6 protein-coding genes and 3 pseudogenes are annotated in these 22,624 nt (G+C 60.2%); 1 reads left to right on the plus strand and 8 read right to left on the minus strand.

Going from position 1 to position 22,624, the window contains the following annotated elements; all coding sequences use genetic code 11:
- Window positions 1-157 precede the first annotated feature (157 nt).
- Window positions 158-688: pseudogene (locus AC2T3R_RS11605) on the plus strand (transposase); the annotation flags it as partial.
- A gap of 143 nt (window positions 689-831) precedes the next feature.
- Here the strand turns inward: AC2T3R_RS11605 and AC2T3R_RS11610 are convergent.
- The 8 genes and pseudogenes from AC2T3R_RS11610 to AC2T3R_RS11645 all read right to left on the minus strand — a co-directional run bounded on the left by AC2T3R_RS11610 (window position 832) and on the right by AC2T3R_RS11645 (window position 22,565).
- Window positions 832-16,407, minus strand: a complete 15,576-nt coding sequence (locus AC2T3R_RS11610; RefSeq protein ID WP_486745139.1) for a calcium-binding protein — start codon at window positions 16,405-16,407, stop codon at window positions 832-834.
- Between the two features lie 715 nt (window positions 16,408-17,122).
- A pseudogene (locus tag AC2T3R_RS11615) lies at window positions 17,123-18,121 on the minus strand (ABC transporter ATP-binding protein); the annotation flags it as partial.
- A 76-nt stretch (window positions 18,122-18,197) separates the two neighbouring features.
- Complete coding sequence (locus AC2T3R_RS11620) at window positions 18,198-18,422, minus strand: hypothetical protein (protein ID WP_486745140.1); 225 nt, start codon at window positions 18,420-18,422, stop codon at window positions 18,198-18,200.
- A gap of 178 nt (window positions 18,423-18,600) precedes the next feature.
- A pseudogene (locus AC2T3R_RS11625) lies at window positions 18,601-18,954 on the minus strand (type II toxin-antitoxin system YhaV family toxin); the annotation flags it as partial.
- Window positions 18,954-19,271: a type II toxin-antitoxin system PrlF family antitoxin gene (locus AC2T3R_RS11630; RefSeq protein WP_486745141.1), complete on the minus strand. Its 318-nt coding sequence runs from the start codon at window positions 19,269-19,271 to the stop codon at window positions 18,954-18,956. The pseudogene AC2T3R_RS11625 and the gene AC2T3R_RS11630, both read right to left, overlap by 1 nt.
- Before the next feature lie 322 nt (window positions 19,272-19,593).
- Window positions 19,594-19,737 (minus strand): hypothetical protein, encoded by a 144-nt coding sequence (locus AC2T3R_RS11635; protein ID WP_167506595.1) that lies wholly within the window; start codon window positions 19,735-19,737, stop codon window positions 19,594-19,596.
- 332 nt (window positions 19,738-20,069) lie between these two features.
- Window positions 20,070-20,981: a magnesium transporter CorA family protein gene (locus AC2T3R_RS11640; RefSeq protein WP_410952865.1), complete on the minus strand. Its 912-nt coding sequence runs from the start codon at window positions 20,979-20,981 to the stop codon at window positions 20,070-20,072.
- Between the two features lie 3 nt (window positions 20,982-20,984).
- Complete coding sequence (locus AC2T3R_RS11645) at window positions 20,985-22,565, minus strand: RimK family protein (RefSeq protein ID WP_100413526.1); 1,581 nt, start codon at window positions 22,563-22,565, stop codon at window positions 20,985-20,987.
- Between the last annotated feature and the right edge of the window lie 59 nt (window positions 22,566-22,624).

Genomic DNA, 22,624 nt, shown 5'->3' on the forward strand with positions numbered 1-22,624 from the left:
GGCGTTCTCCCGGATGTATTGACTGAATGGTAAGGAATAATCCTTACGTGGTCAATTTCGGTTTTATGCTGATCAAGCATAGGCGGGGAGGACGCTCAATAGGGCCGCAAGATGAGTTACACCCTTCCAGGGACGTGAGGCTCGGACACAGGTCACATTGCTGCCGGAGTGCCTGGACGACTACATCACCGATGAAAATCCAGTGCGAGTGGTCGACGTCTTCGTCGACGAACTCGACCAGGGGACGCTCGGTTTCGCAGGCGTCGATCCAGCAGCAACGGGTCGCCCGGCTTACCATCCAGCAGTCCTGCTGAAAATATACATCTATGGCTACCTCAATCGGATTCAGTCCAGTCGTCGGCTTGAGCGTGAGGCAGAGCGTAATGTCGAGCTGATGTGGCTGACAGGGCGTTTAGCTCCTGATTTCAAAACGATTGCCGACTTTCGCAAAGACAACGGTAAAGCCATTCGCAGCGTGTGCCGGCAATTCGTAGTGCTGTGCCGCAACCTCAAACTTGTCTCACAATCCATCATTGCCATCGACGGCAGCAAATTCAAAGCCGTGAATAACCGCGACCGTAACCTCACCCAGGGCAAAGTGAAGGCGCGCATGCTGCAAGTCGAACAGAGCATTGACCGCTATCTGGCGACGATGGATTCTGCCGATAAGGCAGCGCCAGAGGTAGCCGAGTGACTTTTTCAGTGGTACTTCTGAAAGACCACACTAGGCCCTGTACGAAAAGCCTTGATACATCGGTGATGCTGCGTTGAAAACAGCCTCGCCTGACCTTCGTCTCAAGACTTCTCATACAGACCCTAACCAAGCAATGCCTAGGTGATCAGGTCATTGATAGTCAATGTGGATACGCCTGTCAGCTGGATGGAAAACTCTGGGGTGGCATCGTTATCGGTATTGCCGTAAAGCACACCCGCGGAAAACTTCAACTGGCCTGGTGCTGTAAACGCAGCGGTGTCGGCAATGAATGAAGCAAAGCTGTTGTCGGTGGCCGTTGTGGTGTTGGCATCCAGCGATGACAAGTCGAGTTTGTCGATGCCTACTTCAAAGTCGGTGATGATGTCCCGGTTTGAGCGGGAGGTGCTCATGTCGGACAGCGCGCTGAACCGGAAGGTATCGGTACCGGCGCCTCCGGTGAGGGTGTCTTTCCCTGCACCGCCGATCAGGGTGTCGTTGCCATCGCCCCCTGCCAGCACGTCGTTGCCAGCGCCCCCGCTCAACACGTTGTTGCCACTGCTGCCGGTCAGGGTGTCCGCAAAATTCGACCCGGTCAGGTTTTCGATGCCCATGATCACATCAGCGCCCGAGCCGCCACTTGCCGTGGCTGGCGCTGAGTCGTTCAGCGACAGCGTTACACCGATTCGTCCCCGGCCTATTGCAAACGAATAATCGAGGGTATCGAGGCCACCACTGCCATCGATGATGTTCACACCTGTACCTGCGTAGATCAGGTTGTCGAGGCCGTTGCCGGTGAGGTTGGAGGCACCGGTTGCAAAAATGCGGGCATGCTCGATGTTGTCAGCCAGTGTCAACGTGCCGTTTTCCAGATAGCTGTAGACTGTGTCGACCCCGCCCGCATCGCCGCTGGTGCTTTCAACCACGCTGTCACCGGTATGGTCCACGTAGTAGAGATCGTTGCCAACACCGCCATCCATGACGTCGGCACCCGTGCCGCCGTTCAATGTGTCATTGCCGGCACCGCCCTCCAGCCCGTCATCGCCTGCGCCACCGGAGAGCACGTTGTCCAGTCCGTTTCCGATGATCAAGTTGTTCTCGCTATTGCCTGTTCCTGACAGCGCGGCACCGACCAGTACAAGACGTTCGACATTGTTGCCGAGGGTGTACGCGCTGGCGGAAGACAGAACGGTGTCGATGCCTTGGCCACTGGCTTCGGTGACCGTGTCCCGGGTGTTGTCAACCAGGTAAAGGTCGTCGCCTTCCCCGCCGCGCAGGGTGTCGCGCCCGGTACCGCCATCGAGTGTGTCATTGCCGGCGCCACCGGTAAGCACGTTGTTGCCACTGTTGCCGGTCAACACGTTGTCCAGTGCGTTGCCTGTTCCAGAAATACCGGCTATGCCTTTGAGCAGTAGGTCCTCAACGTCGGCGCCGAGCATGTAGTTGATGCTGGCCTCCACCAGGTCCCGACCGTTGTTGCTGGCTTCGATGACTGCGTCGCCGATGGCGTTGACGATGTAGCGGTCGTTACCTGCGCCACCGTACATCCTGTCGTTCCCGGCACCTCCATCCAGGGTGTCGTCGCCTGCGCCCCCGATCAGTTGGTCGTTACCGGAACCGCCACTTAACAGGTCATCGCCATCGAAACCGTAAATGATGTCGTTGCCTGTGGTTCCGAGGACCGTATCGGCAGTGTCGCTGCCCACAACGCTGCCCGGCACAGGGGAAATGACCAGCAAAAAGTCGTCACTGACCGACAGGCCTGCTGGGTCGCTGGCGGTTACCCGCAGGTTGTAGCGCCCGGCATCGGTGAGCGCTGGCGTACCGGTGAACGTCCTGCTGCTGGCGTTGAACTGCAACCAGGCTGGCAGGGCAGAGGCATCCGTGGATGTCGCCGTGTAGGTCAGTGGGTCGCCTTGCCCATCCGTGAAGCTGTCGTCAGGCAGCGTGAGTGTGAACGTTGCGCCGGAGGCTTGGGTGCGGTCCACCAAGGGCCTGTTCACCAGCGGCGCCGAGTTGATGTGGGTGGCTGCCACTGTGACGGTGACGGCGGCACTGTTGCTGTTGTCTTGCCCGTCGCTGGCGATGTAGTTGAAGCTGGCTGTGCCGAAGAAGTTGGCAGTTGGCGTGAAGCTGACGTTACCGTCGGCATCCAGCGCTACCGTGCCACCGTTGCCGCTGGACACCGCGACGATGGCCAGGGGCGATCCTTCCACATCGCTGTCATTGCCCAGCAGCTGCGCTGCGGTAAAGGTAACCGGCGTGTCTTGCAGTGCATCCAGTGCATCCGGGTTGGCGAGCGGCGCGTCGTTGACCGATGCCAGGTTGAAGCTGTTCAGCGCGTTGGTACTGCCACCCTTGCCGTCGAGCACCGTGTAACTTAACGCCACCGGGCCGTTGTAGTGGGCCGTGGGTGTGATTGTCCAGGTGCCGTCGCTGTTGTCGGTCACGGTGCCGTGGTCAGCCACCAGGTCGCTGACCGACAGCGCGTCACCGTCCACGTCAATGAACCCGCTCAGCAGTGCCGTACGGGTCACGGTGTAGGCTGTATCCTCGCTGCCGGCAGCGAGAACGGCGCTGGCGCTACCCGAAGGCGCGCTATTGGCTGCGCCGGCTACCAGCACCCGCAAGTCCGCCTGTGCAGGCGCCGCTTCCTTGTTACCGGTATGGTCGCTTGCCACGGTGTAGAACGCATAGCTGTGGCCGGCCTGGCCGATGTAGGTGGCGTTGGTCAGCGTGGTGTTTTCAAGCCATGGAAGGTAGGCGCCACCATTGTCGGACACGTAAACCGTGTAGTCAGCCACGCCTGAGCCTGCGTCATCCCCTTGCCAGCTGACGTCGAACTCGGTGCTTTGCACGGTGATTTCCGCTGTGTTACCCGTGACCGTGTCCATCTGGCTGGTCGGTAGCTGGGCATCGATGGTGTTGAAGATGGGCGGGGTGTCGATGGGCTCGTTGGTGTCGAAGATGATGCTGGCCTTGGCATCGATCACCGCGCCGGTTGCGGAACCGGCGGCGGGTTTTACGGTGAAGCTTACGTAACCTTCGCCAATCCCTTCGGCAGTGTTCGGCGGCAGGAAACCGACTGTGGGGTCGTCGGGTTGCTCGCCGGTGTTCGGGTCGATTGCCGTGAGGGTCCAGAAGGCCTGGTGACGCTGCACGTCGATACCGGCCACGACATCGACCAAAAAGCCCTTGCTGGCAGTGAGGTCGAGGCGGTTGGCATAGAAGGCGATGCCTTCGGGCACCTGGATGTCGATATCGCCCCAGCCAAAGTCGCCCAAGCGGAAGCTGTTGACGCCGATGTCGCTGTCCAGGTCCAGGGTGATGGACACTTGCCGGGCTGGAGCGGTGGCGGTGGGCTGGTTCTCGAAACGAATGGTGTAGGGCAGGACGTCGTTGTTGGAGACCCAGTGTTGGTCACCATGGCCGTCCGGGCCGATGATGTCATTGGGGTCAGAGGGGGCGATGATACGGACAGTGTTGGTGGTTTCTGGAGTCGAATGAGATGAGACAAAGTCGATCATAAAGGTCGAGATTTTGTCACTAATGCCAAAACGCTCGTCCATAAAACTTCCGTACTTGTAGCCTAGATCAAATACAGCAAAGGCAGTTAGCGGTGAAAGTCCTCCGGCGATAACCGCCGCTCTATAGAGCGGTAGGAACTCAAGAACATCAATAATTAGCGCTGCTGCGTCAATGACATCGGCGGCCTCCGTTGGTGATTGTACACCCAGATATTCATACATTAGCTCGGTTTGTCCAGCGGCATATATTAAGGTTTTTATAAGTGAGCCGGATGCTACCGCTTCAACGCCGGCGAGTAGGTTTTCTCCAGTATTCCAGATGAAGTCCGCACCCTTGTAACTGTCGAAGTGTTTGCCCATCGCGTTGCTGAATAGGTCGGCGAGATACGAGTTAGTACCTTTTGGGTCAATGTATAAATTAGGGTTATTGTGGCTGTACTGATAAAGATTCAATCCTCCTGACAGCTTAATGGGGTCTTGTTGGAGAAAATGTCCGGTGGTTTGGTCGTAAAACCTTTGACGCATTAGCAGCATGCCGTCGTCGCCGTTCATAACACCCCATTGGCCCGCGTATTCAAATGCGTTGGCGATGGTTTCGCCAGATGTTGCAGTTTCTCCAAACGGTAAGTAATGGTATTGATTTACATATGCACCATTGGTGTTTGTCAATCCCGCCGTCGAGCCAATTGCATCAAAGTCGTAGTAACTGGCTCCGTTCGCATCGCGGCTCGAACTCTCCAGCCCGATTCCGTAGTTGTACACCGCCATCTGATTACCCGCACCATCATATTCCGCCGCCACATTCACCATACCGGTCGGGTCCAGTTGATAGTCGGTACGAACCCCGTTATGCACGCTGGCGATGCGGCTACCCAGCGCGTCATACTCGTAGGTCCAGGTATCGCTCGGTGTGGTGACGCTGACCAGCCGATTCTCGCTGTCGTAGCCGTAGGTGGTGGTGATGCCGTTTGCGGTCTTGCTGTGCAGGTTGCCGTCAGCGTCGTAGGTGAAGGTGGCGTTGTCGGTCTGGGTGTATTGGTTGAGGTTGTTGGCCACGTAGTTATCGGCCACGCCATTGTCAGTGACCGAGAGCCGGTTGCCGGCCGCATCGTATCGGTACTCGATATGGCGGCCACCCGGCAAGGTAACGCCGGTCAACTGGCCGATGGCGTCGTAGTCGTAGTGGGTGTTGCCGTCCAGCGTAGTCACATCGGTGCGTCGCCCCATCGCATCGTAGGTGTAGTCGAAGCGCGAGTTGACGGTGCCATCGGCCTTGAAATTGACCAGATGGGTCAGTTGCCCGGCAGCGTCGTACTGATAGGTGGTGTAAGTGCCATTGCCGTTGTCGCCACGGGCCAGGTGGCCAGTGCTGTCATAGGCATAGCGGGCAATCAGGTTACCGGCACCATCGCTCAACTCAGCCAGCTGGCCATCGGCGTTATAGCTGTAGCGGGTGACGTGGCCGGCCTGGTCGGCCATCTCGGTGCGTTGGCCGGCTACGTTATAGCTGTAACTGAGGAAACGGCCCGCAGCGTCGGTGACCTTGATCAGCCGGTCGGCTGCGTCGTACTGGTAGCTGGTGTGGCTGTCAGCATCGCTGGCGCTGGTCAGGTTGCCGCGGGCATCCCAGGTGTAGTTGGCGCTGGAGCCATCGGCGTAGGTCTTGGTAATCAACTGCCCGCGGGCATCGTAGCTATAGCTGATACCGTCACCGCTGCGGTTTAGCGACCCAGTGAGATGGCCCTGCGCGTCGTAGCTGTAGGTTTCGTTGCTGCCGTCGGCATAGGCGATCTTGGCCAGGTTGCCATTGTCGTCGTAGCCGTAGCCAATCGCATTGCCCCGCGGGTCGGTGACGCTGGCCAGCTTGCCGAACGCGCTTTCATAGCTGAACTGCACTTGGCCGCCCAGCCCATTTTGCGCCGTGAGGGGGTTGCCGTTGGCGTCGTAGGCAAAGCTGCTGGCGGTGCCATCCGGGTTGATAATGGCGGTCAGGTTGCCATCGGCGTCATAACGCAACTGGCTGACCTGGCCCTGTGCGTCTTCGATCTGCGCCACTTGGCCACGGTCGTTTAGCAGCACACGGGTGACCGCGCCGCTGGCATCGGTAATGGTGATGCCATTGGCACTGTCGTAAGCGTAGCTGTACTCGACCGAGCCGGTGCTGTAATGGCTCAGCCTGCCTTGGCTGTCGTAGGCAAACTGCTGCACCAGGCCATCAGGGTGGGTAATGGCGCTGACCATGCCCAAGGCGGCACCCGGTGTTGTGACATAGTCGTAATGGGTGGTGCCGTTGGCTGTTGTGACATTGGTGAGGAAGGTGTTGCCGGCGTCGTACCTATAGGTGGTGACTCTCCCCGACTGGTCGCTCATCGCAGCCAGGCGGCCAGCGGTGTTGTAGCTGAAGGTCAGGCTGTCACCGTTGGTGGCGACGATCTGGCTGAGCCGCCCGTTGTCGTAAGAAGCAAGCAACTGGTTGCCGTTGCTGTCGGTGCTGCTGCCCAGGGTGCCGTCAGGGTTGAAGGCCGTTTCGCTGCCATCCTGCTGGCGCAGGAAGAACGCGTTGCCAATCTGGATGAGCTGCGCCGTGCCGCCGCCGACGAAACTGCCGTCGGCTTGGAGCGCAAAATTGGCCTCCATGCGGCCTTGGCGAATGACCACATCGCCATTGGCCTGCCGGGTGGCGGTGATATCCCAGTCGAAGGTCTGGCCAGTTCCGAGCACGCCGGGCGTAGCAGGCCGCAGCAGGCTACCATTGGCGGCGGCCTGGGCGTACTCCATGCCGAACAGCGTGCCAACGTTGTTGCTGGCGGCTTCGACCTGGTCCAGGCGCGTGGCATCTTCGGCCAGTGCGTTCTGGTAGTCGGTGGTGGTGCTTCCCAGTTGCGCGATGAGGTTGGCCTTCAACTGAGCCCAGGCCAGGTCATCGATGCCCACTGGCTTGACCGCTTCCAACTGGGCACTCCAGTCGATGGCTTGGTCTGGCGTCATGCTGGACATGCCAATTTTCAACGTGCCAGCGCCGACGAAGTTGGGGCGGAAATAGAGCTGGATGCTGCCCTCGGCACCTGGGCTGAAAATGCCCGCTGGCCCTTCTTCGTTGATGGCCAGGAACTGCAAGCTGGTGCCTCCAAACTGGGCATCTTCCGGCAGCTTGAACAAGGCATTGCCAGAAACAGTCAGCAGCGGGGCGGTGGCATCCGTATCGCCAACGTTCTTGTACACGATGCGCACGACGCCGCTGCGCCCCACCAGCAACGCCGATGGCGTCTCGACACCATACTCGACGTGGCCGAGGGCACCGGTGTTGACGGTGAAGGCATCGTTCAACAGCGCGGCTTTGGCGCCGTCCACAAGCTTGACGTCGTAGGCCTCTGTCGCCATGCCGGTAAGGTCGAAGGTTGCCCACAGCTCGGTACTGTCCTTCCAGAACACCTGCTTGGCAGTGTGCGCCACGCCATCACTGCCAACCAACTGTGCGGTTGTGTGCTCGGTAAATTTGGCGCCGTCGATGCGCAGGGTCACATTGCCCTTATTGCTGCCGACATGGGTGCCGATGTCGGTGATCGAGAACTGCAGGATATCGGCTGTGATCGTGTACGCGGCGGGTGTAAAGGTAGACGCCGTAGCCAAAGGGCCGGGCTGCTCGACCATGTTCGCATCAGGGCTGAAGGCCATGATGTAGTAGGTGCCGGCGTGGGTGTTGGCAACCACGATGTTCTGGTCAGGGGCGTCGGCCAGAGTGAAGGCATAGTCGAACGCCGACCGGGTGGGCATGCGCTCATAGCTGACGTACAGCTCGGTATGGCCGCTCGCCGCGAGGCTGTCGTAGGCAATCTTCAATGTTTCGCCCGCCGCCACATCGATCCGGTAGAAGGCTTGCCCGGCCTCTGGGCGGGCGTAGTTGCCTGCGCTCAGCAACGTATCGGTGACAGGTGTACCCAGTGTCAGGCCCACGACATCGACGTGGACCTTGTCGCTGGAAACCAACTGGTTGTTGGCCTCGTTGGTTTCACTGAGCTGATTGCGGACGTCGCTGCGCACAATGACGTAGTAGTCGCCTGGTAGCACGCCGGGCATTTCACCTGCGGCCGTTCCCGAGTACTGGCTGCCGCCATTGACTGGCCCACGGGTTTCAACCCGGGCAAACAGGGCGTCGTTCACATCCCAGACGTTGTCCTTGGACAGGTACACGGCATCCAGCCAAGCGCCGGTGCCCGTGTTTTCGCTCAAGTTGCTAACGGTGTAGCTGATGCTGGTGGGTTTGCCGGCCACGCTCGACGCCGGCAGGATGATGGCCGTTGGGGTGTAGTCCACGGGCGGGGGAAGGGCGATCTGCAAGGCTTGGTTGGCGGTAGCTACGTTGTCGGTTTCGCCGTTCCTTTCGTAGATCACGTTTCGGCTGTCGACCATGCCAAACAGGTAGTACTGGCCCGCCACGCCTTTGGGTATCTGGAAACTCTCGGTGAACGACAGCGTGCCGTGTGCCGCCAGCGCAGTCTGGTAGTCGGCAAAGCCGAGGAACACATCGCTGGTTCGATCAAAAACCGTATCGAGGGACAAGTAGAAGGACTGGCGCCACACCGTTTCCTCTAGGGCAGCGTTCTGATTCAGCACATCCCAGGTCAACGTAATGGCTTGGCCACTGATCGCACTGCCAACGGCCTGTAGGTTGCGAATGACCAGGTCGGGGGTAGGGCTCAGGGCAATGCTTGTGGTGGTGGCGCTGATGGCCGCGTTGTTCGCCAGTTGCCCACCTTCGGCGACCGCTTCGAGGACGTCGGTGCGTACAAAGGTCCAATAGTCGCCCTGCAGGTCAATGGGCAGTTCCAGGGTGACCGTACGCTGATCCTGTTGTTGAGCGCCCAATACGCCGGTATGACCCGCTACCAAAAATACCAGGTCGTCTTCGTTGCCCAGCGTGGTGTCCTTCGACAGCACCACTGCATCATGCCACGGTGTACTTTCGATCCTGGCGGGCCCTGGCCCCTGGTTGGTGACGGTGTACTTGACCGTGAGCGGGCGCCCGGAGTCGGCGGCCGCAGGTGCGCTGACCAATGAAACCTGCAGGTCGGCGGGCCAGGGCTTGATATCGACCGGGGTAGAGGTGGCGTTGTTGTCTTCGCCGGCCCCTTCATAAACCTGATCCGGCTCTTGGCCTTGGTCGGCCACGACGAAGAGTTTCGATTCTCCCGTCCATTTGGTCGGCAGGGTGACAAAGGTGCTGGCGGAATAGCTTTGGCCCGCTTCCAACAAGCCTGTGTGGCGAACCTGGGCAAGCGTGCGATCATCCGCATTGCCCAGTACCGAATCGCTGGACAGGATGATCCTGTCTCCCCAACTGGAGACGATACTGTCTCCTGAACCCTGGTTGGTCACCGTCCAGTTTACCCTCAGCCCCAAGCCTTGCAGTGCGGTTGCCGGAACGCTGATGGCACTGACAACCAGGTCGGCGGGAAGGGAAAGCACAGTGATCGGCGCGGAGGTGAAGATGTTGTTCGCGTTATCCAGTTCGAACACGTTGTTACGGCTGTCGGTACTGGCGATCAGGTAGTAGGTGCCCGCAATGCCGTTGGGCAGGGTGGCCGTGAAGTTCTGCGTGTATTGCTCGCCGATGGCGAGGGTGCCTGCGCGATGCAGGTCGGTGGGCGTTAGCTTGATGTCACCGGCATCGAGCGTGGTATCGCTGGACAGGTAGGCGCTGTCGTACCAGCCACTCACTGCTGGCGCACTGAGCCCATGGTTGGCCACACTGAAGGTGATGCCAACGGTGTGCCCGGCAACGGCTTGCCCCGAGGTACTGATGGACACCGGCAGCAAGTCGGGTGGCGGGGTCAGGCGTACCAGTGTGGGTTCAGGGTCGTAATCCTTGTCGTTGGATTGCAGCGGGTTGCTGACCCCTGGCGCTGGGGTGAGCCGCACGAACAGGTACGCGTCGCCTGAATAGCCGCTTGGCAGCATCACATTCATGCTGGTCGAGAACAGGCTTTGGTGCAGGGGGGAGGGTAACGAGGACAACGGCGCAAAGTCCGTTGCGGACGTCTGCGACTGACCAGCCGGTGCGAACCCGCCCAGCAGGTTGGGATCATAGAACCACTGCACCACTGTGCGCAGCAGTAGGTCGCTGTCATCCAGCACGTTGTCAGTCGAGAAGAACACCTGTGCGGTCCATGTTCCGCCCTGTGGGTTCCAGGCAATGGCGGTTTCGCCGACATTGCTCACGGAGTACCTGATGTTTACTACCTGGTCTGAAAATGCCTGGGCCGGTGCGCTCACCCGTTCAACTTGCAGGTCGGACTGCTGAGCCAGCGGCACGGCCTGGATGTCGATGGTGGGGCTGGCCAGCAGATTGTCGTCCTCGTGGCCGATTTCAAGCAGGTTCCGGTTGGCGTCCGTCTGCACGAGAATGTGGAAGTTTCCCTGAAGATTGCTCGGCAACTTGAAGGTTGCCTGGTTGGCATAGGATTCACCGATGCCCAGATAACCTGGGTTCTGCACCAGCCCCAGCAGCACGTCGGTGCTGAATGCTCCGGTGTTCAATTGGTCGTCTGTGGACAGCCATACCGCGTCGGCCCAGGTGGGTGACGTGGTCGGGCTGGTACCGGTGTTCTTGACCACCCACTGGACGGTGATGGTGTTGCCTTGGAAAACGCTCGTCGGCGTGGTGATGTGATCCACTACCAGATTGGGGCTGGGCGGCAGGCTGAAGTGGATGAGGGTATCTGAAACCGTCACATTGTTGTTTTCACCCAGCGTGCCTTCTGCAACCCTATTACCGGCATCTGTGATAACGACAAAGCGATAGTCACCCAGCGCTTCGAGCGGAATGGGGACGGACTGAATGCGCTGCAGTGGCGAATCCGGGTTCAGTGTGCCGGTAAAGCTGAACTCGCCCACCAGGCGATCACGCTCGGGCGTATTGGGATCGTCCAGATAGATCAGGTCGGTCCAAGTGCCAGTGATCGGCGCTTCGCCACGGTTGGTGATGGTCCAGACAAGCTCAATCGGCATTCCACTGTTCGCCAGCGCCACGGAGTAACGTGGCGATACTTGGCTGACCAGCAGATCACCATCGATGTTTCTCACCGTGACGATCAGGTCCTGGTCGACGCTCAACCCGCCTTGATCGGTCGAGCGAACCTTCACGGTATGTGTCGGATGGCTTTCAAAGTCGATCAGACTGGCGTTGGCGACCAGGAGCTGATTGCCTTGCAGCAAGAAGCGCCCACCCGCGTCATCGAGCAGCAGGTAGCTGAATTGTGCGTCGTGGTCGGGGTCTGCGGTGCTGAGGGTACCCACCAACTCGCCATCGATCCCGCGTTCATCAATGCCGGTGGATGCAAGGGCGATGGCGGTGGGCGTTTCGTTGACGTTCCTCACGTCGACGTTCAGCACTGTATCGACACTCAGCCCCGTGCTGTCGGTGGCGCGCACCAGAATACTGTGACTTGCCGCGCTTTCGCGGTCCAGCAAGCTGCCGTTGTTCACGCGCAATTGGTTATCGACCAGTACGAAGCGGCCGTTGGCATCGTCCAGGAGCTGGTAGGTGTTTACGTCGCCAGTGTCGGGATCGGTGCTGGACAGTGTTCCGATCAAGGTGCCTGCGGCGGCGTTTTCGTCCACGGAAGCTACGTCCAGCAGGATGTTGCTGGGCGCTTCAGGCTGGTTGATCACAGTCAGGGCAAAATCGCTGCTGGCTTGAGCACCTGCGCTGTCCGTTGCCACCACTCGAACTGTGAGGGTGCCGATATCTGGGTCATCCGGGGTGCCGGTGAAGGTGCGTGTGCGGGTGTCGAAATGCAGCCAAGCGGGTAATGCCGCGCCCCCAGCGAGCATCGCGGTGTAGTTCAGGGTGTCGCCAGCGTCCGGGTCGGTAAACGTGCTTGCCGGTACGGTGTAGCTGAACGGCTGGCTATCGGTTGCCGCCTGGGCTATCAGGGGTTGGGCGACGACCGGTGCGTGGTTGAGGGTGCGCACCGTCAGGGTGAAGGTATCGGCAACACTGGCGCCTGCCAGGTCGGTGGCAATGACGCGCACCTCGAACGCCCCGGTATCTGCAGCACCGGGGGTGCCAGAGAATTGGCCTGTTAGGGTATTGAAGCTCAGCCAGGTCGGCAGGGCAGTGCCGCCTGCCAGCGTTGCGGCATAGGTCAAAGCGTCGCCCGCGTCGACATCGACGAAGGTGTTTGGCGCAATCGTGTAGATGAACGGCTGACCTTCCGATGTGGCCTGGTCGGGGATTGCATTGTGCAGCTCTGGGGCGTCATTGACGTTGCCGACGCTAAGGGCGAAGGTCACCGCAGCGCTGGCCCCAAGGCTGTCGATGGCATTGACTCGAAGGGTGAGCGTACCTACGTCTGCGTTGCTGGGGGTGCCACTGAGTGTGAGCGTGGTGCCGTCGAAATGTAGCCAGGTGGGAAGTGGCGAGCCATTAGCCAGGTTGGCGGTGTAGTGCAGGGTGTCGCCTGCATCCCCATCCGTGAAGGTGCTGGGTGGTACCACCAGCGTGAATACTTGGTCTTCCAAGGCAGATTGATCGGCGATAGTTGCTGCTACCGTCGGCGCGTGATTGTCGCCAATCGAGGCGGAGGTCCACACAGTGCCGTCGGCGAACTCAATGCGTTCGATCTGGTATTGGGTGTTGTCCTGGAAGCTCGATTGAAGGAACCAGTTCTGCACGGTGACGCCGTCCGTGCCGTTGTGGTGGGCGAGTATCAGGTCCATGCCGTTCTTGCTGACCACGATGTCGCTGGGGGCGATGCCGGGGCCGAAGCGCAGGATATCGGTGATACCGCCGTAGTAGAGGTTTTCCTGGATCAGGTCCTGGCCATCGCCAAGGTTGAATTCGTAGATATCGGCACCACCGGTACCGCGCAGGGTGTCGTTGCCAGTGCCGCCACGGTAGATATTGCCCAGGAAACTGACGAAGTCGCTGGTTGCGTAAGCGCCGCCAAGAATGTCATCGCCCTGGCCGCCGACCAGGGTGTCCGGGCCGTCGCCACCATCAAGGGTGTCGTTGCCATCGCCGCCATCGAGGGTGTCATTACCCGAACCACCTTCCAAAGTATCAGCGCCGAGGCCACCGAGCAGGGTGTCTTGCTCGCCGTCGCCTTTGAGGGTGTCGTCGCCATCGCCGCCCACCAGCGTGTCGCTGCCGGCCCCGCCGATCAGGGTATCGGCCCCCAGCCCGCCGTCGAGCAGGTCATCGCCGCCCAAGCCATCCAGCACGTCGTCGCCCTCAAGGCCGGTGAGGGTATCGCTGTAGCCAGCCAGGCCGGTCAGGGTGTCATTGCCGGCGGTGCCGGTCTGGGTCTGGAACGGTGCGGTGATTTGCGTGGAGGTCCACACAGTGCCGTCGGCGAATTCGATGCGCTCGACCTGGTACTGGGCGTTGTCCTGGAAGTTCGATTGAAGGAACCAGTTCTGTATGGTGACGCGGTCCGAGCCGTTGCGGTGGGCCAGCACCAGGTCCATGCCGTTCTTGCTGACCACGATGTCGCTGGGGGCGATGCCGGGGCCGAAGCGCAGGATATCGGTGATACCGCCGTAGTAGAGGTTTTCCTGGATCAGGTCCTGGCCATCGCCAAGGTTGAATTCGTAGATATCGGCACCACCGGTACCGCGCAGGGTGTCGTTGCCAGTGCCGCCACGGTAGATATTGCCCGGGAAACTGACGAAGTCGCTGGTTGCGTAAGCGCCGCCAAGAATGTCATCGCCCTGGCCGCCGACCAGGGTGTCCAGGCCGTCGCCACCATCAAGGGTGTCGTTGCCATCGCCGCCGTCGAGGGTGTCGTTGCCTGAACCACCTTCCAACGTGTCGGCGCCGAGGCCACCGAGCAGGGTGTCTTGCTCGCCGTCGCCTTTGAGGGTGTCGTCGCCATCGCCGCCCACCAGCGTGTCGCTGCCGGCCCCGCCGATCAGGGTATCGGCCCCCAGCCCGCCGTCGAGCAGGTCATCGCCGCCCAAGCCATCCAGCACGTCGTCGCCCTCAAGGCCGGTGAGGGTATCGCTGTAGCCAGCCAGGCCGGTCAGGGTGTCATTGCCGGCGGTGCCGGTCTGGGTCTGGAACGGTGCGGTGATTTGCGTGGAGGTCCACACAGTGCCGTCGGCGAATTCGATGCGCTCGACCTGGTACTGGGCGTTGTCCTGGAAGTTCGATTGAAGGAACCAGTTCTGTATGGTGACGCGGTCCGAGCCGTTGCGGTGGGCCAGCACCAGGTCCATGCCGTTCTTGCTGACCACGATGTCGCTGGGGGCGATGCCGGGGCCGAAGCGCAGGATATCGGTGATACCGCCGTAGTAGAGGTTTTCCTGGATCAGGTCCTGGCCATCGCCAAGGTTGAATTCGTAGATATCGGCACCACCGGTACCGCGCAGGGTGTCGTTGCCAGTGCCGCCACGGTAGATATTGCCCGGGAAACTGACGAAGTCGCTGGTTGCGTAAGCGCCGCCAAGAATGTCATCGCCCTGGCCGCCGACCAGGGTGTCCAGGCCGTCGCCACCATCAAGGGTGTCGTTGCCATCGCCGCCGTCGAGGGTGTCGTTGCCTGAACCACCTTCCAACGTGTCGGCGCCGAGGCCACCGAGCAGGGTGTCTTGCTCGCCGTCGCCTTTGAGGGTGTCGTCGCCATCGCCGCCCACCAGCGTGTCGCTGCCGGCCCCGCCGATCAGGGTATCGGCCCCCAGCCCGCCGTCGAGCAGGTCATCGCCGCCCAAGCCATCCAGCACGTCGTCGCCCTCAAGGCCGGTGAGGGTATCGCTGTAGCCAGCCAGGCCGGTCAGGGTGTCATTGCCGGCGGTGCCGGTCTGGGTCTGGAACGGTGCGGTGATTTGCGTGGAGGTCCACACAGTGCCGTCGGCGAATTCGATGCGCTCGACCTGGTACTGGGCGTTGTCCTGGAAGTTCGATTGAAGGAACCAGTTCTGTATGGTGACGCGGTCCGAGCCGTTGCGGTGGGCCAGCACCAGGTCCATGCCGTTCTTGCTGACCACGATGTCGCTGGGGGCGATGCCGGGGCCGAAGCGCAGGATATCGGTGATACCGCCGTAGTAGAGGTTTTCCTGGATCAGGTCCTGGCCATCGCCAAGATTGAATTCGTAGACATCGGCACCACCGGTACCGCGCAGGGTGTCGTTGCCTGCGCCGCCCCGGTAGATATTGCCCTGGAAGCTGATGAAATCATTGGTTACAAAGGCAGCGCCGCCAAGGATGTCATCACCCTGGCCGCCGACCAGGGTGTCCAGGCCGTCGCCACCATCAAGGGTGTCGTTGCCATCGCCGCCGTCGAGGGTGTCGTTGCCTGAACCACCTTCCAACGTGTCGGCGCCGAGGCCACCGAGCAGGGTGTCTTGCTCGCCGTCGCCTTTGAGGGTGTCGTCGCCATCGCCGCCCACCAGCGTGTCGCTGCCGGCCCCGCCGATCAGGGTATCGGCCCCCAGCCCGCCGTCGAGCAGGTCATCGCCGCCCAAGCCATCCAGCACGTCGTCGCCCTCAAGGCCGGTGAGGGTATCGCTGTAGCCAGCCAGGCCGGTCAGGGTGTCATTGCCGGCGGTGCCGGTCTGGGTCTGGAACGGTGCGGTGATTTGCGTGGAGGTCCACACAGTGCCGTCGGCGAATTCGATGCGCTCGACCTGGTACTGGGCGTTGTCCTGGAAGTTCGATTGAAGGAACCAGTTCTGTATGGTGACGCGGTCCGAGCCGTTGCGGTGGGCCAGCACCAGGTCCATGCCGTTCTTGCTGACCACGATGTCGCTGGGGGCGATGCCGGGGCCGAAGCGCAGGATATCGGTGATACCGCCGTAGTAGAGGTTTTCCTGGATCAGGTCCTGGCCATCGCCAAGATTGAATTCGTAGACATCGGCACCACCGGTACCGCGCAGGGTGTCGTTGCCTGCGCCGCCCCGGTAGATATTGCCCTGGAAGCTGATGAAATCATTGGTTACAAAGGCAGCGCCGCCAAGGATGTCATCACCCTGGCCGCCGATCAGCGTGTCCTGGCCCTCGCCACCATCGAGGGTGTCGTTGCCGTCGCCGCCGTCGAGGGTGTCGTTGCCACCCTCGCCAAACAGTAGGTCGTTACCACCGCGGGCAGAAACCGTGTCACCTCCATCACCACCATGGATTTCGTAGTCTTCATTGTCTGGCGCATTCAGATTGTCAGGAGACGGGGTACCATCAATTCGGGTTGCCATTTCCAAATTCCTCGCGATTACGATGGCATCACACCTGCTGTAGCTCACAGCGGCGCCTTTGAGGCCGAACTCCTTTTGCCTGAAAACTCCCATTCTGTAGCGTGAAGCACTGCGTTAACCCAGCGTCGAAAACGCCGTCACGAAGGGTTGTCGGGCAGGTGATGCAGGTGCAAAAGGCGCGAGCTGATTGTTTGATCGCAAGCGTCGGAGGGGGGATTGGAAGTGCAGAGGGGCGTCAGCCATCGTGGGTCAGGCCGAGCAAGTGGAGCGGGTGCCAAGATGTACCGAGTGGTTTGGAGGGCGTGAACGCCGAAGAAATCGGCACGAACCAGTTCATGCATGCCAAGCATGTGAACCTCCTCGCTGTGTCTGATGAGGTGGCCCGCAACGGTTGCGGGCTACCTGGCAGCCAGAATTGCATCTGCAGGTAGCCGTACCTGGCTGACGCGCACAACTGAGATTCAACAAAGCGCTAGCAGAGGGGTATCTCGACTACGCGGGCCTTGGAGGCCAGTGATAGTCAGCGACTTAGATGTCTATCGATCAAATCTAGCTAACCTCGACCGTCCTCGCCAGGCGCGCAGCCAGCTTTATTGGAACATGATGGCAAATAGATATGCTTCGATGTAGCGCGCGGTTATATCACGGCGTGTCCGACGCGAATGTGTGGCCAAGAAAACCAGCTAAGCGCGCCTTTGATATCTGTTCGAAAGGCCTACTCCATTGCCTCGGCCAACCCCTGTTCCTTCCCCAGGAAACCACCACTCTGGTGCTGCCAGAGCCGCGCATAGACGCCGTTTTTCGCGAGCAGTTCAGCATGGGTACCTTGTTCGATGATGCGTCCCTCATCCATGACGATGAGCCGATCCATGGCCGCGATGGTGGACAGTCGGTGGGCAATGGCGATGACGGTCTTGCTTTGCATCATTTCATCCAGGCTTTCCTGAATGGCCACTTCAACTTCCGAATCCAGGGCGCTGGTGGCTTCGTCGAGCAACAGGATCGGGGCGTTCTTGAGCATCACCCGGGCGATGGCAATGCGTTGGCGTTGGCCGCCGGATAACTTAATGCCGCGTTCACCCACCAAGGTGTCATACCCTGTGTTGCCTTGCCGGTCGCTCAGTTGGCGGATGAAACCGTCGGCCTGGGCATTGGCTGCGGCATTGCGAATCTGCGCCTCGGTGGCGTCGGGGCGGCCGTAGGCGATGTTTTCGCGAATGGAACGGTGCAGCAGGGAAGTGTCCTGGGTGACCATGCCGATGGCGCTGCGCAGGCTGTCTTGCGTTACCGAGGCGATGTTTTGCCCATCAACGCGGATTTCACCGCTGTCGACATCGTAGAAACGCAGCAGCAAGTTGATCAAGGTGGACTTACCGGCACCAGATCGGCCCACCAGCCCGATTTTTTCACCTGGGCGAATGTTCAAGCTCAAGCCATCGAGCACCTGGCGCTCACCGTTGTAGTTGAAACACACGTTGTCGAAGGTCACCGAACCGCCCGTGGTCACCAGGGTGCCGGCGTTCGGCGCATCTTGAACCTTCGGCCCACGGGTCAAGGTTGCGATGCCGTCCTGCACGGTGCCAATGTTCTCGAACAGCGATGTCATCTGCCACATGATCCAGTGCGACATGCCATTGATACGCAACGCCATGGCGGTAATCGCGGCCACGGCCCCGGTGCCGACAGCGCCTTGGTGCCACAGCCACAAGGCATGGGGAGTGGAGTGGCACAGGTGGTCGCGCTGCTCCTCACCTGCTCCTGTAAACGGGAGAGGGGGCAAGGCCTGCGGCTCAGCGGCGCAGGCGATTGATCTGGCTGATTAATCCGGCCTGGCGGCTACGGCTGGTGCTGCGCAACAGCGCCTTGACGCCACCACCGCTGAGCAGCGGGAAGTTGATTTCCCGCCCTATTGAGCTTGAGTGGCTGCGCTCGGCTGCAAGGTAGCGGCGAGCAGCCGATTCGACGATTGATGTAACTAATAGGGGATCCTCGGCCGCTTTTTTCGACCACTTCAAAGACTCTCTGGATCCCCGAAGAACATTTGGCCCTTCATATAAATCAAATGGTTATGAATGGGGAATTGGTTTTGTACCCCCAGATGTACCCTTTTTTACAGCAGCTACGAGTGGATTACAGTTGGACGCACCGAGGGGAGGGCCGGTGTCAAACGTGCAATCCCTCACCCAGTCGCGCAGCTTTGCTGCCTGCGGGCCGTAGGGTATTTTCGTCGTTGATCCATGCATAGACGATGACCTTGGATTTTGAGTCGTAGCGAAAGAACAGCCGAAAGCGCCTGCCGATTTTTGCCCGCCGCCAATGTCGGTAGGCGGTGCCCAGCGTGTTGCCTTGGCGGAACTCATCACGGCCCGGGTCGGCAGGCATAGCCTCCATGATCAGATGGCTCAATGCCCGAAACAGCTTGACGTTGGCGTTGCTCTCAAAACCTTGCGGATCGTTCTGCTCGGCTCGGGCGGCGGCTTCTTGCAATTTGCGTAGCTGTAAAGTCACACCTTCATGGAACAACAGTGTCCAGCCATGTCGCAGCATCAGATCGCGACCTCACCGTCGATATCTTCGTCCAGGTTTACAGGGTGGTTTGCATTGGCGAGCATGGTTTGCGCCAAGTCTTCCGGCAGGGTGGTGAGGTTGCGTCCGTTTCGGATATCAGCCTCCAGCAAACCCAGGAACGCACCGATGGCAGGGTCTTCGTGGGTGGTTTCTACGCGGCTGACCACGATTTCACCCCCGCGTACGTCGAATGCGATCTTGCCACCTGTGTCAATGCCCAGTAGCTGGCGAACGGATTTGGGCAGTGTGACCTGGCCCTTCGAGGTCAGCGTGGCGATTTCGTGGATGGTAGGCATGGGCGTTCTCCCGGATGTAATGATTGAATCGTAAGGAATAATCCTTACTTGGTCAATCTTGGTTTTCTGCTGATCAAGCATAGGCGGGGAGGACGCTCAATAGCGCCGCAAGATGAGTTACACCACTTCCAGGGACACGATCTGTCTGATGTGCACCAAGCGATCTTCTGGTGGCTACCGGCATGGTGAGCAGATGTTGCCGATAGGATTTACCCACCAGAAGATTCATTGGATCAAGGAAGCCGAAAAAACACACCGCATAATTATTGCGGACACTGACAAGGCAGCCTAACAGCGGATCGCGCAATGCTTCAGCGCTGTCTCATGAACGCCGCTGAACTTTGGTGGCCTGACTTTTCATTAACGGCCTTGCTGGTTTATTGATACGGCGCTCGAACAGACTGATGAGCGTCCCAGTGATGGCTACCAGCGCCAGTAAAAACAGTCCGATGTCTGAGTTTTCCATGAGAATCTTCCTGCCAGTCTGTCTGAAAAATGGAGATGTCTGCCTTGCGTTTGCGCTGGGCGAGTTGATCCGTGCGTTGCCAGTACGCCGTTTCATTGGCGTGCATCGAGATTACGGCTTTTCCAGGTCAAGTTGCTGTCGGTTTTCTGCACGCTGGCGTAAAGACTCAATAAAGGGCCTGCGTTGGGCTGGCATGAGCTCGCGGTGACCTCTCTGAACCAGGCAGAAAACCGTGCATTGGAAATGGGGACCCTGTGGATGGCTGTGTTCGCTGTAAGCCTGCTGGCAGTGCTCAACGGCCTGTGTCTGCACAATAAGTAGAGGGCAAGGGCTCATGCTACGCGCCGCAACGCCACGGCCATGCCCCCGCCCAGCGCCGCCATGCCCAGCAACAAGGCCGGAAATGACAGCCACCAGGGCATGCCAGCAGTCATCATGCTGAATTCCGACATCCCGCCGATGCTGGCCAGCAGGTTCAACGGCAGGAACACCACGTTGATCAGCGTCAAATTGCGCAGGGCGTGGTTCATGCCGTTGTTGGCCAGGTTGCCGCGGGCCTCGATGAGGTTGGTGAAAACCTGGGCGTGGATTTTCGCCTGCTGATAGCTCTGCTCGTTCTCGATGATCAGGTCGTTGAGCGCCTCCAGCTGCTCGGGCCTGAAGCCGTGCTTCTGACCGTGACTGCGCAGCAGCGCGAGCACGGCGCCGTTGCTCTGGATCGCGTTGACGTAATACACCAGGCTTTCGCTCAGGCTGTACATCTGCACCAGGTGCTGGCTGTCCATGGGTCGGTCGAACTGCAGCTGGATCTCCCTGGCCACCTGCTTGACCACCCGCAAATGCCCCAGGTAGTGATGCACGCTTTCGGCCAGCATTGCCATCAGCACATCCAGCGGGGTGCTGATACCGGCCTGAGGATCCACGCCGTCCAGCAGCGAATTGCTGGCGCAAATCACCACCAGGCGTTTCTCGCTGAGCACCACGCCGAATGACGATACGTTGAATACTCGGCCGTCGAAGCTTTCCGGGCGTTTCCAGATCAGGAACAGGTGATCGGGCTTGATCTCGATACGCGCCACTTCGTCCGGGTCCAGCGACGACTCCAGCGCCTGGGCGCTGACGCCCAGACGCCCGCATAGTCGAGCCTGTTCGGCTGCGTCCGGCGCCACGCACAACCAGATGCTGGCCTGATCCTCGGACGACTCAAGAAGGGCACCGTGCTCGGTGCAGTAGCATTCGATCATCGCTCACCAGGTCTGGCCAAGATGTTTGCGTTCGAGCCGCTGCACGAAGGCCTGCAGTACACGGCGGTACAGTTCGTCGCCCAGCACGGCGTCTTCGATGCCGGCATCGAGATTGGGGTTGTCGTTGACTTCAATCACCAGCACGCGGTCGCCGGCCTGCTTGAGGTCCACGCCATACAGCCCATGGCCGATGAGCCGCGCGGTGTCCACGGCCAGCTTCACCACCTCGGGCGGTGCCTGCTCCACCGGCACCGCGCGGCACCGGCCATTGACTTCGCCGGCCTGAGCCTTGTGGTTGTAGATTTGCCAGTGGCCCTTGGACATGAAGTACTGGCAGGCGTAGAGCGCCTCGCCATTGAGCACGCCAATGCGCCAGTCGTATTCGGTGTAGCAGTACTCCTGGGCCAGTAGCAGCACCGAGTGCTCGAACAGTTCCTGTGCCGCCGAGGCCAGCGCTTGGGCGTCGGCAACCTTGATCACACCCTTGGAGAAGCAGCCATCGGGGATCTTCAGCACCAATGGGAAGCCTAGGCGGCGGCCCACCAGCTCAAGTTCCTGGGGGCGGTCCTTGTACAGGATCTCGGTGGCCGGTGCGCCAAGGTTGTGGCGTTTGAGCAGGTCGGCCAGGTACACCTTGTTGGTGCAGCGCAGGATCGAGGAGGGGTCATCGATCACTACCAGGCCTTCGCTCTCGGCCTTCTTCGCGAAGCGGTAGGTGTGATCGTCCACCCGCGTGGTTTCGCGGATGAACAGCGCGTCGAACTCGGCCAGGCGTGCGTAATCTTTCTTTTCGATCAGCTCCACGTCGATGCCGAGCGGCTTGCCGTTCTCGATGAACTGTTCCAGGGCCTGGGCATTGGACGGCGGCAGTTCCTCTGCCGGATCGTGCAGGATCGCCAGGTCGAAACGCGCCAGGCGCTTGGAGGCGGGCTGGCGCCACGTGCGGCGGTTGAAGGCATCCAGCGCGTCGGCAAAGAAATGCTGCTGCTCATCGCGCAGCTTGTGCAGGGCGCCTGCTTTGATGCCGGCGATCTGCCAGGCGTCGCCGCGACGAAACTCCACCAACAGGATGGGGCAGGGGAACGCCTCGAACAGCTGGCGGCCGATCTCCTGCAGTGGTTCGATGGCTGTGCGGCCGAAGTACAGGGTGAGGGTGAAGGCCTCGGTGCTGCCATATGGGTGGTTGACCAAGGCACGCTCGAGGGTGCGCTCAAGGTCGTCCAGCCCCACGCCATAGAGCGCCTTGCGGCTCAGTTCGCTGACCGTGCGTACCGACGGGAACACCTTGTGCCCACGTGCCTCGGCCAGCAGCGAGCAGTAGTAGCCCTGGCCCAGGTATTTGTAGTTGCGGCACAGGTTGAGCACCTGAGTGCGACCGGGTGCGTCATCGCTGTGCTCAAGGTAGTCCTGGGCGAGCATCAGGCTTTCGCTGGGCAGGTAGCTGGCCCAGTCCTCCTTGCGCTCCACCAGGATCAGCAAGCGGCTACCGGCGCGCCGTGTACTGGGAGGTTCCTCGTTGAGGGTGATTGTGGAAGTTTCGCTTTTGGCCAATACTTCGGCCACGTTGGCTTGCACCGCTGACATGAGTATTCGATCCCTGTTGAAGAACACGCCGCTTCAATAAATCACGGGTTTCTCGACCT

It is taken from the genome of Pseudomonas sp. PVC-5-1 (genome assembly GCF_057444345.1).